Source organism: Bianquea renquensis (assembly GCF_014384895.1).
In the GTDB taxonomy this organism is placed as follows: Bacteria; Bacillota; Clostridia; order Lachnospirales; family Bianqueaceae; genus Bianquea; species Bianquea renquensis.
The window spans coordinates 20,887-33,668 of the sequence record NZ_JACRSQ010000010.1 but is presented as its reverse complement, the minus strand read 5'-3'; the positions used below and the strand labels follow the sequence as shown (position 1 = coordinate 33,668).

Below are 12,782 nucleotides of genomic sequence, written 5' to 3'. Positions count from 1 at the left end.
ACTGATAAGGAGTCGGTACCATGCAACCACGGGAGTATCAGTTTCAGGCTCTTCGGGATACCCTCACCGCGCTCACCGCACAGAATGGCGTTGAACTTCACATTGGAGGGTTCTTTGAATATGCGGATTGCGACAGCCCGCTTCTCCGTCTGCTATCCGATTATATTGTCCATGAAAATCCCTACTGCCTATATGTCAAGACGAATCCCAGCCTCTGGCGGGAATGCATCTATCTCAAGCGCCAGATGCTCCGTAAATTAGAAGCGCGTAAGGAACCCTTTTATGGTGTCTGCCACTGCGGTGTTGGGGAGTATGTGTCTCCTATCTATTGCCATGATCAAGTAGTGGGATACGTCAGCATTGGCTGTTTTCCACCGGATTCTGACAAACTGGAGCGCCGCTTTCGCTCCATCTCACGGCGGTATGGCTTTTCGGAAGAGCGCCTGCGTTCCTCCTACTCCCAACATGTTTGTCCGAAGGATCCGCCAAATGCGCTGCTGGCCGCCGTGGATACGCTGGCACTATTGTTATCGTGCCTTTTGGATGATGTTCAGCTTGGCGTTTTGGAATTAAGCAGCGGCCAGACACAGCAACAAATCATATTGCAACGCGCCATGGAGTATCTCCACACTCGGTATATGCGCAGCATTACAATGGATGATCTTGCTCAATTCTGTAAATACTCCAAGTCTCATCTTCAACATCTGTTTCGGAAGCAATATGGTACGACTATCACTGCCTATCTAGAAGCACTTCGCATGGAAAAAGCCCGGGCTCTTCTACAGAACTCCGAGCTTTCGATTCAGCAAATTGCCCGCCGCGTTGGCTATCAGGATCCGAACTATTTCACTGCCGTCTTTTCGAAGTCACACGGTGCCCCTCCTACTGCGTTCCGCCAGCGGCATAATACTCACCCCCACTTATAACGAATATAAAGTGTTTTCAAACGACTCTACATAGTATCGGATATTTGTCCGTCCCCGTTGAATGATGATGTGCCCTTCTGCCTCCAGTTTTTCTTTTTGCGCCTGGATACCTCCTGGATATTTAGGGTTTAACTCTCCATCGGCTTTTAATGTCCGCCAGTATGGTGTCTTGTCCTCCTGTCGTTGCTCACTCGCCCACGCCACAATGGAAACAAAGATCCCAGCGGTTAAGGGATCCGTGAAATCGGCGTTCCCTAATCGGGCGAAGTATTCCCGAATCTTCCCAATGGTAATAACCTTCCCAATAGGTATGGACTTCATCACGCGATCGTACTCAAGCGGCGGCGCAAAGTACATTCTGTCACCACCATATTTTTCAATGCTCTTCGGGTCTGTGATGATCTGAATTTTTGGCATTCCTTTAGCATCTCGCATCATGGCGTTAAAATCCTTATTCTGTTCGTTTGCCATGTCTCAACACCTCCTTGCGAATAATCATACCTCATTTTTTTATTCTATGCAATGAGGCGGTTTATTTTTTCTACTATACATCATGGCTACTGGATTATCATAGGCAATAAAAAAACGCCGTCCATGACGCCGTGACACTTCTCCGCAAAAAATTAAAAAAACACTCCCCCAAACCCTTTTACTCCGTCCCCTATAGGATTCGGTTCACCTTCAATATGTTCAGAATCTCCTGCGTGTCCAATCCGCTCTCCGAATCTTCATACGTCGCAATCAGATTCTTCCCTTCCCGGTACCCGTTGGTGCGGTACTGCGCCATCTTCTTCCCGAACCTCTCCACATACTCTCGGTCGTCCATTCTCCCGCAGTGTTCCCAGTAGTACCACAGCCTCGGGTCCAGCTTCGATCCCACCTTGAAGTCCGCTTCCACTTCCATCTCCCCCAGCCTCACCTTGGGCCCGTATTCGTACGGGATCCCCATGGTGTAAAACAGGTTCGCCAGCGTCAGCTCCGACTTTGACCTCACCAGTTCCCCACGCAAGGTCCGGTATTTCAGGTTGCTTCCATATGGCATCTGCCGTGCTGCCATCTGGTCTACCTTCTTCTCTCGCTCCTGTCTCGCCCGCGATCTCCCTTCCTCTCGGTACGTCTCCACGATGGTCTCCACCTTCACGCGGAAATGCCGCAGGCACTTGCGAAGCTCCTCCAGATAGTCTTTCAGTCCGCGAAGCTGTCGTTCCTGATGCTGTCGCAGCTCCACCTGGCGGCGGATCTCCTCCAGCTGTTTCTTCCGGACATGGGTGCGCTTACGCTTGCCCTTCTCCCAGACCTGGAGATCGTAATACGAGTATTTGCCCACCTTCTTCTTGACTAAGGTCCCGCGGATGGCATTTGCCAAACTCTCGGTCAGCCGCTGGATTTTGAGGAAGGTGAGAAGGTAGTCCTGACACAGACGCGCCAGGCAGTCCTCCCGCTCTTGCAGTCGTTCCACCATATCCGTCCCCATCCCTTCTGTATTGTATATCTTAGTATACAAAATTCTGATAAAAATAGCAAGACCTTGCCTATATATTTTTAAAAGTGGAACACATACCGTAAATAGTTTATTAGCTATCTCATGGGGTGACTGCGTTGTACGTCTAAATTTTACTCTTTTCTGTCGATTTGCCCCTTACTTTTCTCTTTCCCTCGCATTGCCCTTTCGACTTTCGCCTTGACGCCGGCATTTTTAGCGGCTGTCTTTCCCTTGCCACCCGATTCTCCTCTCACTTTTCTCCTTTCCCTCGCATTCCCCTTTCGTCTTTCACCTTGACGCCGGCATTTTTAGCGGCTGTCTTTCCCCTTTCACTCGATTCGCCTCTCACTTTTCTCCTTTCCCTCGCATTCCCCTTTCGTCTTTCACCTTGACGCCGGCATTTTTAGCGGCTGTCTTTCCCCTTTCACTCGATTCGCCTCTCACTTTTCTCTTTCCTTCACATTGCCCTTTCGACTTTCTCCTTGACGCTAACATTTTTAGCGGCTGTCTTTCCCTTGCCACCCGATTCGCCTCTCACTTTTCTCCTTTCCCTCGCATTGCCCTTTCGACTTTCGCCTTGACGCCGGCATTTTTAGCGGCTGTCTTTCCCTTGTCACCCGATTCGCCTCTCACTTTTCTCCTTTCCTTCGCATTGCCCTTTCGTCTTTCACCTTGACGCCGGCATTTTTAGCGGCTGTCTTTCCCCTTTCACTCGATTCGCCTCTCACTTTTCTCCTTTCCCTCGCATTGCCCTTTCGTCTTTCACCTTGACGCCGGCATTTTTAGCGGCTGTCTTTCTCTTGTCACCCGGTTCACCTCTCACTTTTCTCCTTTCCTTCACATTGCCCTTTCGACTTTCTCCTTGACGCTAACATTTTTAGCGGCAGTCTTTCCCGTGTCACCCGATTCGCCTCTCACTTTTCTCTTTCCTTCGCATTCCCCTTTCGTCTTTCGTCTTGACGCTAACATTTTTAGCGGCTGTCTTTCTCTTGTCACCCGGTTCACCTCTCACTTTTCTCTTTCCTTCACATTGCCCTTTCGACTTTCTCCTTGACGCCAACATTTTTAGCGGCTGTCTTTCTCTTGCCACCCGATTCGCCTCTCACTTTTCTCTTTCCTTCACATTGCCCTTTCGTCTTTCGTCTTGACGCCGGCATTTTTAGCGGCTGTCTTTCACTTGTCACCCGGTTCACCGCATTGCCCTTTTGACTTTCGCCTTGACGCCGGCATTTTTAGCGGCTGTCTTTCCCCTTTCACTCGATTCACCTCTCACTTTTCTCCTTTCCCTCGCATTCCCCTTTCGTCTTTCGCCTTGACGCCGGCATTTTTAGCGGCTGTCTTTCCCGTGTCACCCGATTCGCCTCTCACTTTTCTCTTTCCTTCGCATTGCCCTTTCGTCTTTCATTTTTAGCGGCAGTCTTTCCCCTTCGCTTCTAAAGATAGATGAATTTCAATTTTCTCCCTACTCCTTCACACCGCCAGCCATAATCCCGGCCACAAAATATTTTTGTAGGCATAGAAAGATCACTCCCACCACCGCTGTTACCACGAGCGTGGCCGCCATTAACTGATTCCAAAAAATTTCCCCTTCGTTTCGAAAACTGGTCAGCGCAATCTGCACCGTCTTAACCCGATCCGAACTCGCGACGGTCATAATCAGCGGCCACGTATACTCGTTCCACATTCCCGTCACCTTAAGGATCGTCAGCGACGCCAAAATCGATCCTGATAAGGGCAGGTATACGCGCACAAAGGTTCCAAAGCGAGAGCAGCCATCAATGGTCGCCGCCTCGTCTAGCTCTCGTGGAAAAGACACATAAAACTGCCGGCACAGGAAGACACCAAAAGACCCAGCGATATAGGGCAGAATCAAGCCCGTATATGTATTGACTAAGCCCGTGCCTCCCTGTCCAAAAATGGTATTTCCCCCCGCCAGGGGAAAGTGTCGCATCATACTGAACAAGGGCACCATTGTGACCTGAGGCGGAATCATCATTCCAATAAGCAGAAGAAAGAAAAGGAAACGCCGCCCTTTAAAGCGCATCCTGGCAAAAGTATAGCCCGTCAGCGCATTAATAAACAAGCTCAAAATCGTCGCCATTCCCGTAACATACAGACTATTCCACAAATACCGCGCCCAGTTGCCGTTGGACATGGCCGTTTTATAGTTGATGAACTGGGGATTGGAAGGAAATAAAATCAGCTCCCGTGAGTACACCTGGCTCATGGATTGAAGCGAGACCGATACCATGATCAAAAAAGGAAAGCCCGTCACAAAAACAAAAAATAGAAGCACTGCCGTGCTAAGTGCACGTAGACCAATGGAAGGCTTCATTCTACTTCCCCTCCGCTTCCCATACGCAAGTTAACGCATGTAATCAAAAAAACAAGAATCAGCAGCATCACCGACATTGCCGATGCGTAGCCCATCTGGAACTCTGTAAAGGCCCGGACATAGATTTGATGCACGACTGTAGTCGTGGAGTTCAAGGGTCCCCCATTTGTCATGATGTTGACCTGGTCGAAAGTTTTAAATGCCTCGATGCACATAGTCGTCACAACAAAAACCGTCACAGGCCGGACACAGGGAATCGTGATAGAGAACAGCATTCGAAAGTCGCCGGCGCCATCCACACGACCGGCCTCGTACAGTTCCTTGGGTATTGCTGCCAACCCTGCAAGAAAAATAATCATGACGTATCCGATATTTTTCCATATATTAACCACAATAAGACAGGGGAGCGCCAGATTCTCATCAAACAGCCACTTTTTTCCGGGGATACCCATTGCCCCCAACAATTTGTTCAATATGCCGTTGGTGGGTTCCAAAAGATAGAGCCATACCATAGAAACGGCCACCATGGACGACACATAGGGAAACATCAACAGCGCTCGGGCCGCAAACATAGCGCGGGTTTGCCGTTTCACTACCATCGCCGCCACAAATCCGATGATCACCAATGGAATCACGCTGAATATGGCATATACCGCTGTATTCCGCAAGGACCGCAAAAAATACGCATCTTGAAAAAGCCTCGCATAATTTCGAAGTCCGACCCATTTCTTTGTGTCCAAATTATAATTTGTAAAACTATTGACAATATTGACTCCTATAGGAATCAATACAAAAACGATAAAGAATAAGAAAAAGGGAGCGATCATCGCGTACGCCTCCCGATCGCCCCTTGTAAAAATGCGTGTTCCCTTGGGCCCTTTTGGCATGCCCGGCACCTCTTTCTCTAGGATTATTGACAATTCCTACTTCGCCGCAGCGGCAATCTCCTCATCCAACTGCTTTGCCGCGTTGGCCAGGGCCTCTTCCGGAGACTCCTTGGAGTACAGCACCTTTTGTACCATATCGTTGCGAACTTTTTGGAACATAGGCGCCCAGGTTGTTCTTGGCATCCCAATTCCATTTTCTACACATTCAGCGCGCACGGCATTCATAGGATCTAGCGTAATAAAGTCCTGGACACAGGAGGTTCGAGTCACCGGGATGGCAAGATCCTCCGCCCGCTTCATCACTTCCTCCTTGCTGAGCGCCATCTTGATAAAATCAAAGGCCGTCTCCTTCTCTTTACAATCGCGCCCCACAAACAGCATGTTACAACCGCAGAAAGTTTTTTTTGCTGTGTTGTACGGAGGGAATGCAATGCCAACTTTTCCCTCATACTGCTCATCCGCCAAAATAGGCGCCAGTGCCACATTATTGATCAACGTCATAGCGGCATTTCCACTGATAAACGGGTGGGTTTCATTGCTGTTGTACGGGATATTGACATCATCAATGAAACTCTTCAGGAAGGTAAACGCCTCCGCTTTCTCAGGTGTATCCAGGGTGGGATTCCCATCACTGTCATAAAACATACCGCCATTTCCGAATACAAAGACATCATACTCGACAAAGTTTCCGGAACTCATGGGAAACGCAAATCCGGCCGTGGTGATTGTATCCCCCTCTTTTTCCGTAAGTTTGTAGGCGTACTCCTTTAACTCATCCCATGTCTTCGGCGGCGCCTCTGGGTCTAAACCAGCCTTTTCAAAGAGATCCTTTCGATAGGCAAAGATAAAAGGCGTGGTGGAATAGGCGATCCCGTATATTTCGTCCTTGTACGTTCCGTTCGCCAAAACGCTCGGCATGATGTCATCCTTTTCATCCCAGGCATTAAAGTAGTCTGTAATCGGCTGGTAATGCCCCATCTCCACGCGGTTGGGAACTGATAATATGCCGTTCCCGATTAGGTCCGGCCCCATCCCAGAGCTGAACATGGTATTCAGCTTCGTGTCCATGGCATCCCCTATAGCCGCCTCGTCATACTGAATTTTTACACCTGGATTGGCGTCCTCAAACTTTGTAATGAGCGCTTTCCAATACTCCCCTTCCCCTTGATCATTGCCAAGGCGCACCAAAGTCAAGGTTTTGTCTTTTTCTCCAGAAGTACTCTCTCCGTTAGCCGGGGCGCTTACCTCATTCTCCTTTTGGCAGCCTGTCACAGCTGCCCCGCAGGATAAGAGCAACACAAGCACTAATCCCATCGATACGAACTTTTTCATTGTCTTCTACGTCTCCTTATAGTTTCTTGCCTTCGACCAGCTGCTTTTTTAACCAGGGCGATTTGGCAAAAGGATCGCCCTGCCGTATCAAAGCGGTGTACAGATTTTTTCGCATGCTGGCCAGAAGTTCTGTATCCAGTTCCATTGGATACGCCATCAGATTGTGGAATTCTCCCGGATCCGCCTCCAAGTCATAGAATTCATCGATATCCGTTAGATTCCAGATATATTTCCAGCGGCCATCCGTAATCCCCCGCTGAGTGAACAGCCCAAACTGCTGGCCGTTGGAGGTAAAGATAGTATAATTCGGCCTGGCTGGCTGATCCTCCCCGGCTAGCAGCGGCAGAAGGGATAGCCCGTGACGGGCTCCAGAAGGCGACAGTTCCATGATTTCCTCAATCGTCGGCGGCAAATCCAGGCAGTTCGAAACACAGCGCTGGACTCGGGTTCCTTTAGGAATGACGCCGGGCAGCCGCATGATTAGTGGAATGTGTACCACATCCTCATACAGGATATAATGTTTGTCTAACATGCCATGTCCGCCGCAGGTATCCCCATGATCTGAGGTAAAGATGACCAGCGTATTCTGTGCCAGTCCCAGCTCCTCCAGATGGGTGAGAACCCGGCCTATGGAGTCGTCAAGTTGGCTCACCATGCCATAATACCGGGCCATACAATCCACGTATGCCTCCCGGGAGGTCTGTGTCAGATCCCAGTTCACCAGCTGCTGCCGTTGGATATACGGTTTATTGTCCATAGGATCGCCAAAGCTGTCCCATGGCTCTATATCCGAGCCAGTATACATGGAGGCAAAGGGTTCGCTTGGCCGGCAGGGAAGATGGGGGTCCGCAAAATCCCACATGAGCAGAAACGGATCACCCGCCGCGGCGTATTCATCCAATCGCTCCATGGCTCGCCTGGCCATATAGTGGGTCCGGGAATCCTCTAAAGGAATAGGATTTGCCTCTCCCATCCAGCCGCCTGAATATCGGATATGGGGGTAGGTCTTGCGGATATACTCCTCGTATTCTTTGAAGGGACTATACGTCTCGTACCCAAAGGCCGCGGGCGCTTCCTCAGAGGAAGCGTGCCACTGCCCCACCAGGGAGGTCCGATACCCCCTCTCCGCCAGCGCATGGAGCCAGGATGGATCGTTTCCCCGGACCGTGTTGGTCGGAATAAAATCATAATTCCACAGCGCACCAAAACTATCCGCGCTGCGGCCTGACAGCAAGGATTGCCGGGCCGGAGCGCACACAGGAATCGGGGTATAGGCCTTGGAAAAGAAAGCCCCCTCCGAGGCCAGACGGTCAAGATTCGGAGTTGATATCGAAAACCGTCCCGCACACCCTAGAGCGTCATAGCGGAGCTGATCCGCCATGATAAATAGAAGATTTGGCCTTTTACCACACATAGGAGGGATCCCCGTGCAAATTCGGGAGCGCTTCTGGGATCACAAGTGCGCCGCCCTCCTCGAAGGAGCGAATGGCCGCAAAGGTATACTCCAGCGTTGCCAGGGCATCGCGTCCTGAGGCACGTAAGTGTTCCTTGGGAACCCCATTGAGTACATCTTCTAGGTATGCGTGGATACGGGTCGGAAATGTAGAACCAAAGTCTGTAATGCCGGTGTTGGTCACGATAGGATCCTGTAGGTCCTGATCTTTTTCTTTGCCCGGCCAATAGGTCAATTTCTCAACACAGTTCTCAATGCAGAACGTGCCCTTCGTCCCCGCCATCTCAAAGCTCCACCAGCCGCCAAGGCCAAAACGCGCGTCCCCTCTCTGGGAAAGCAAGTAGCCCATGCTGCCATTCTCAAAGCGGACATGCACCCCATTGATTGAAAACATGAGATCATCTGCCTCTTTGCGGACACCTGGCTTATCCATAAAGCACTGAACGTGGGTGATATTGCCGCCATAATGCCGCATAACGGAGAAAGGATGCGCCAAGAACGCCTTTACATGGGAGTATGGCCTCTGCCAACGAGGGCTGGATACGCCGCCATAGGTGGCGGAACTCCCGTCAAATCCCATCTTATGCAGAATATACACAGGTTCTCCGATCTTACCCTCTTGAATCAGTGCATCGGCCTCATAGGCGGGCGTTGTGAAATAGTGATTTAGATTACAGCCAAGGTATAGGTCCTTCTCCGCCGCAAAGCGAACCATCTCCCGCGCTTCCCGCACATCATTGGAAATCGGCTTTTCCACAAGAACGTGCTTTCCCGCATCGAGAGCCTCCATCGCGGGCACGTAGTGCCAGCTCCCATTTTCATAGCCGGAGGTGGTCACCGAGACGGATTCAATCTCCGGGTGGGCTGCCAGCATTTCCTTTAGGCTATAATATGCAGGCACGCCGAATTTTTCCGCTGCTGCGTCTGCCTTATCCTTCTTGACATCGCATACGGCGATGAGCTCTGCCAATTCATCCTTCTGATAACAATCGGCATGGGTATTTCCGATGCCGCCCATACCAACGACTGCTACTTTTAATGCCATATCAATTCTCCTTTGCTCTTTCTTCGTCGGATATTCGTTTGAAGGCCGTCGGCGAGATGCCGGCTACCTGCTTAAAAAGTCTTGAAAATACGGAACTGTCGGAAAAACCCAGTTCTGCCGCAATTTGTGCCACCGGCCGGTCCGTGTTTTCCAAGAGCTCCATGGATTTGGCGATTCGAAAATTCCGGGCATACTCCGCTGGCGTCAGTCCCATGGAAGCCTTAAAGAGCTTCGCCATATAATCCGGGGATAGCTGTGCCACCTGCGCCATGTCCTTGACGGTCATATTGGCCGTACAATGCTCTTCCACATATTTCAGTACATTATAGATCTTAGAAAAATTTGCGTTGTTCTCCGGCAAAATGTTGCTGGACTCATGATAGACCCGCGCGTAAAAGACGAGAAAGTCCTCCAGCAGGCTTTTCAGCTTCAACTCCCACCCCAGTTTTCGCTCCTGCCTTTCCGCCATCATCTTGTTCAGACAAGTCTTGAGCTTGAGTCGCTGGGTATAATCTAAGTTCAACTTCTCGAAGGGGGACTGGCTAAGCAACACTTCCTCCATTCCGGGAAGAGATAGGAACATATCCATGCTATCCTGCAGCGCTTCCGCCTCAAATAAACAGTTGTACAGCAGTGTATTATACGCACTGATGTAATTGTGCGGTTCATTGGGCCGAATCAAAAACCAGTCTCCCTCCGATACAATGGAGGTGACTTTATTACAGGTATGGAGTGCAAATCCGTGATCGATATACACAAACTCAAAAAATGTATGGCTGTGCATCGAGCCCTTTCCATGGTGCAAATTCGTCGTCACGGTGATGGGAATCACCTCCTCGCCCATCATGGACATGATGGTCAACGGCGTATCCCGCATAGGCTCCCATTCCTTTCTGCGGAGAATTATTGGGTGATCGATTTGACTTGGACGGGCATCCCTGTCTTGAGAGATTCAATGGCCGCATGGATGACCTGGCTGGCGCGATATCCATCCTCCCCGGATCCATCAATCTCATCAGGGCGGCACCCTGCGTCCACCTGATTGACAAAGGTGGCGATCCGGTCCGCAAACGTATCAAAAAATTCACGGAATCCTCCAAAAACCGGGTTGGTATAGACTTCCTTGATCAGATTACCGGCCGGATAGAGCGTCGCCTCCCGCCACATATCCTCAAAAACTAGCCGGCCTTTTGTTCCCGCGACCTCGCAGCGCTCCATGGGATGCCCTCTCTCGATGTCATAGGAGCTAGTCAAATGGCCCACCGCCCCATTCTCAAACCGCATATTGATGGAGGCCGTAGACCAGATATCCCGTCCCGGCGCTTTCATGGCGTAACAGTGGACTTCCTCCACATCGCCGCAGAAATACCGCATAATATCCACGCTATGGGGATTGAGCGCCTTTAAGTGATAATATACCGAATCCAGCGGCATAAATTTGCCGATCCACAATGCCATATTGACGAAGAGTAGATCGCCAATCTTGCCATCCCTCTGCCACTGTTTCGCCGTCCTGGCCGCCGGCGTAAAGCGATGATTTAGGTCGATCCCAAAGCATCGCTTTAGCCGCTTTGCCGTGTCCACCATCTTTCGCGCATTCCCCAGATCATTGGAAATGGGCTTCTCGCACAGCACATGAGCTCCCGCTTCCAAAGCTTGAATCGTCGGCTCAAAGTGGTCACTGGAATACTCGTAGCCGCCTGTCGCCACGCTACAAATATCAGGCTTCAAGGCGTCCAGCATCTCCTGGGCGCTGTAAAACGCCGGCACGCCATATTTCTTGGCAGCCGCATCCGCGCGGTCCGGCTGCCGGTCGCAGACCCCAACCAATTCCGCATTGGGTAGGGACGCGTATACGGTGGCATGGTTATTGCCGATAGGACCCATGCCAATAACACAGGCTCTCTGCATAAGACTCACCCTCTAGCCTAATTTTCCGCCAGCCGCGCCTGGATCTTGCGGGCTGTCTCCGGGTCTCCAATATGAAGCCGATTGTATGCCTCCTCGGAGGATTTGAAAGGGCCTCCCCCCAAACCGTGCCAATCTAGATTCGTATACATAGGATTGTCACGTCCCACTTCTTTCTCCCGCTTCGCAATGAATGCCTCCATCCTAGCCTTCAGGCATTGCACCACTTCCGGGTTTTCATCTGCCACATTGTGGTACTCCTCCGGATCTTCCACCAGATTATAGAGTTCCAACATCTCACGAAAATGGAAATCTGGCTCTAAGGCTACAATCAACTTCCACTCGGGCGTACGCCACCCATGCTTGCGCTCCCAGGTGCATTCCGTGATATAAAACTCTGGCTCCTCCTTAACCGGCTGCCCCTCCATCAACGGGAGCAGGTTGCGCCCGTCATATTGCACCTCCGTCTCAATCTCCATCAGGGACAGAAGTGTGGGCATTACATCCTTCAAATAGCAGGTGTTGTCAAAACGGCAGCCTTTTTTGATCTTCCTGCCATACCGGATGATCAGCGGAACTGTGAGTGTGCAGTCATACAGCCCGTGATGGTCAAAATAGCAGTCGTGATCGTACAGAGTTTCCCCGTGATCCGATACGAATACAACAATAGTATCATCCTCGATGCCAAGTGTCCTCAGCTTCTCCAACATCACCTGGATGCAGGCATCCATGTACGCAATAGCCCCATCATACTGTGCAATAATGTAATCCTTATCCGTACAGCCTTCCGGAAACCAAGTGTAAAAGTAGTCGCAGAAAGGTTTAAAGTTATACACACAATCCAGAGAATGGTTATTTTTGTCAAAAGCGTCCGCCTGATAAAACATATGCTGGAAGGGAGCCGGCGGCAGATAGGGCGAATGTGGATCCATATGGCGCATAAAGAGAAAGAAGGGCTTCTCCGCCTCCGCCAGCCGGCAGAGCTCCGGAATGGATACCTCGTTGAGATTTTCCGCCTTATGGGCGCGTCCATCCCCTTGCTCTGCGCCCCACCCCTCAAAATTAATGTATGTATCAAAGCCTCTGGCTGCGGGATTCCCCTCAAATCCCACGCATGTAGTGTTGTATCCATTGTCCCGCAGGACCTCCGCCAGCGTGCTCACCGGCTCCGCGATCTGCCCTTTGTGCCGCAGGGCAACCACATTGGTGCCAAAGCAGTCCATCCCTGTCAGCATGGAGGAGTAGCCGGATGTAGTCGGAATATGAGGGCTATAGCAGTGGTTGAATACCAACGCATCCTGAGCATATTTTGTGATATTGGGGGTCGTCTGATGCTTGTATCCATACAGACTCATATGGTCTGCCCGTAAGCTGTCGATTCCAAACAATACAAGATTTGGTTTTTTATTCATG

The 12,782-nt window shown here is 50.7% G+C and carries 12 protein-coding genes; 1 reads left to right on the top strand and 11 read right to left on the bottom strand.

Annotation, left to right across the window (positions count from 1 at the left end; all coding sequences use genetic code 11):
- The first annotated feature begins 20 nt into the window (after positions 1 to 20).
- A complete protein-coding gene (locus tag H8730_RS08225; protein WP_249289670.1) occupies positions 21 to 926 on the top strand; it encodes a helix-turn-helix transcriptional regulator in 906 nt (301 codons plus the stop codon).
- On the opposite strand, the gene H8730_RS08220 is transcribed toward H8730_RS08225, so the two are convergent.
- The 11 genes from H8730_RS08220 to H8730_RS08175 form a co-directional block, all read right to left on the bottom strand.
- Positions 921 to 1,397: an MGMT family protein gene (locus H8730_RS08220; protein ID WP_249289669.1), complete on the bottom strand. Its 477-nt coding sequence runs from the start codon at positions 1,395 to 1,397 to the stop codon at positions 921 to 923. The genes H8730_RS08225 and H8730_RS08220 overlap by 6 nt on opposite strands.
- 190 nt (positions 1,398 to 1,587) lie before the next feature.
- A complete protein-coding gene (locus H8730_RS08215; protein WP_249289668.1) occupies positions 1,588 to 2,388 on the bottom strand; it encodes a hypothetical protein in 801 nt (266 codons plus the stop codon).
- 152 nt (positions 2,389 to 2,540) lie between these two features.
- Complete coding sequence (locus H8730_RS17600; protein ID WP_283243911.1) at positions 2,541 to 2,663, bottom strand: hypothetical protein; 123 nt, start codon at positions 2,661 to 2,663, stop codon at positions 2,541 to 2,543.
- A gap of 1,208 nt (positions 2,664 to 3,871) precedes the next feature.
- Positions 3,872 to 4,744, bottom strand: a complete 873-nt coding sequence (locus H8730_RS08210; RefSeq protein ID WP_249289667.1) for a carbohydrate ABC transporter permease — start codon at positions 4,742 to 4,744, stop codon at positions 3,872 to 3,874.
- The gene (locus tag H8730_RS08205) at positions 4,741 to 5,571 is read right to left on the bottom strand and encodes a carbohydrate ABC transporter permease (RefSeq protein WP_249289666.1); all 831 of its coding nucleotides are present in this window, start codon (positions 5,569 to 5,571) and stop codon (positions 4,741 to 4,743) included. The genes H8730_RS08210 and H8730_RS08205 overlap by 4 nt, the downstream gene beginning before the upstream one ends.
- A gap of 96 nt (positions 5,572 to 5,667) precedes the next feature.
- Positions 5,668 to 6,963 (bottom strand): ABC transporter substrate-binding protein, encoded by a 1,296-nt coding sequence (locus tag H8730_RS08200; RefSeq protein WP_177713659.1) that lies wholly within the window; start codon positions 6,961 to 6,963, stop codon positions 5,668 to 5,670.
- A gap of 16 nt (positions 6,964 to 6,979) precedes the next feature.
- Positions 6,980 to 8,377, bottom strand: a complete 1,398-nt coding sequence (locus H8730_RS08195) for a sulfatase-like hydrolase/transferase (protein WP_177713658.1) — start codon at positions 8,375 to 8,377, stop codon at positions 6,980 to 6,982.
- On the bottom strand, positions 8,367 to 9,461 hold the full coding sequence (locus tag H8730_RS08190) for a Gfo/Idh/MocA family protein (RefSeq protein ID WP_177713657.1): 1,095 nt from the start codon (positions 9,459 to 9,461) through the stop codon (positions 8,367 to 8,369). The genes H8730_RS08195 and H8730_RS08190 overlap by 11 nt, the downstream gene beginning before the upstream one ends.
- A gap of 1 nt (position 9,462) precedes the next feature.
- Positions 9,463 to 10,338, bottom strand: coding sequence for an AraC family transcriptional regulator (locus H8730_RS08185; RefSeq protein WP_249289665.1), 876 nt, complete (start codon positions 10,336 to 10,338; stop codon positions 9,463 to 9,465).
- 26 nt (positions 10,339 to 10,364) lie between these two features.
- Positions 10,365 to 11,372, bottom strand: a complete 1,008-nt coding sequence (locus H8730_RS08180) for a Gfo/Idh/MocA family protein (RefSeq protein ID WP_177713655.1) — start codon at positions 11,370 to 11,372, stop codon at positions 10,365 to 10,367.
- Positions 11,373 to 11,389: 17 nt separating this feature from the next.
- Entirely contained in the window at positions 11,390 to 12,781 is a 1,392-nt protein-coding gene (locus H8730_RS08175; RefSeq protein ID WP_249289664.1) for a sulfatase family protein, read from the bottom strand.
- Between the last annotated feature and the right edge of the window lies 1 nt (position 12,782).

Coding starts and splice junctions, on each gene's coding strand:
- H8730_RS08225 (WP_249289670.1), top strand. CDS start 21: ATGCAACCACGGGAGTATCAGTTTCAGGCTCTTCGGGATACCCTCACC.
- H8730_RS08220 (WP_249289669.1), bottom strand. CDS start 1,397: ATGGCAAACGAACAGAATAAGGATTTTAACGCCATGATGCGAGATGCT.
- H8730_RS08215 (WP_249289668.1), bottom strand. CDS start 2,388: ATGGTGGAACGACTGCAAGAGCGGGAGGACTGCCTGGCGCGTCTGTGT.
- H8730_RS08210 (WP_249289667.1), bottom strand. CDS start 4,744: ATGAAGCCTTCCATTGGTCTACGTGCACTTAGCACGGCAGTGCTTCTA.
- H8730_RS08205 (WP_249289666.1), bottom strand. CDS start 5,571: ATGATCGCTCCCTTTTTCTTATTCTTTATCGTTTTTGTATTGATTCCT.
- H8730_RS08200 (WP_177713659.1), bottom strand. CDS start 6,963: ATGAAAAAGTTCGTATCGATGGGATTAGTGCTTGTGTTGCTCTTATCC.
- H8730_RS08195 (WP_177713658.1), bottom strand. CDS start 8,377: ATGTGTGGTAAAAGGCCAAATCTTCTATTTATCATGGCGGATCAGCTC.
- H8730_RS08190 (WP_177713657.1), bottom strand. CDS start 9,461: ATGGCATTAAAAGTAGCAGTCGTTGGTATGGGCGGCATCGGAAATACC.
- H8730_RS08185 (WP_249289665.1), bottom strand. CDS start 10,338: ATGCGGGATACGCCGTTGACCATCATGTCCATGATGGGCGAGGAGGTG.
- H8730_RS08180 (WP_177713655.1), bottom strand. CDS start 11,372: ATGCAGAGAGCCTGTGTTATTGGCATGGGTCCTATCGGCAATAACCAT.
- H8730_RS08175 (WP_249289664.1), bottom strand. CDS start 12,781: ATGAATAAAAAACCAAATCTTGTATTGTTTGGAATCGACAGCTTACGG.